The following is a 541-nucleotide window of genomic DNA, read 5'->3' as shown; positions in this document are numbered from 1 at the left end:
GCCGATCGAGGCCAGCGCGGTCGAGAGCAGGTCGATGGTGGCGTTGGCGGTGGCGGTCAGTTCGGTGCCTGGGGTGCCCGGCACGGTGTAGGTGCCGCTGGTGGCGCCGATGGCGGTGTTCAGGGCGGTCACGTCGGTGGCCAGGTTGACCGTCATTTTTTCACTGGTGCTCGAACCGATCTGGAATGTCATCGAGGAAGCGATGGTGCCGCCGATGAGCAGCTTGGCGCCGCCGAAGGTGGTGTTGGTCATTACATTGCTCAGTTCCTTGCCGAGGGCGTCGTACTCGGACTGCATGGCGGTCTTGTCGGCCGCGGTCGAGGAGGCGTCCGCTGCTTGCGTGGCCAGATCCTTCATGCGCACCACCATGTTGCTCACTTCGTCGAGCGCGCCTTCGGCGGTCTGCAGCATCGAGGTCGAGTTCTGGGTGTTGCGCATCGCAACGGCCATGCCGCTGGTCTGGGCTTTCAGGCGGGTGGCGATCTGCAGGCCGGCGGCGTCGTCCATCGACGAATTGATGCGGTAGCCGGTCGACAGGCGC

Annotated in this window: 1 protein-coding gene; it reads right to left on the bottom strand. The window is 65.2% G+C overall.

Annotated elements, in window-relative coordinates; all coding sequences use genetic code 11:
* A partial coding sequence (locus tag RBA41_RS33385) for a flagellin N-terminal helical domain-containing protein (protein ID WP_445352079.1) occupies positions 1-541 on the bottom strand: 541 nt, incomplete at both ends.

The sequence above is a fragment of the Massilia scottii genome (assembly GCF_030846495.1).
Taxonomy (GTDB): Bacteria; Pseudomonadota; Gammaproteobacteria; order Burkholderiales; family Burkholderiaceae_D; genus Telluria_A; species Telluria_A violaceinigra.
Note: the sequence above shows the minus strand (reverse complement) of the source record. Positions and strands in the feature narration are given on the sequence as shown.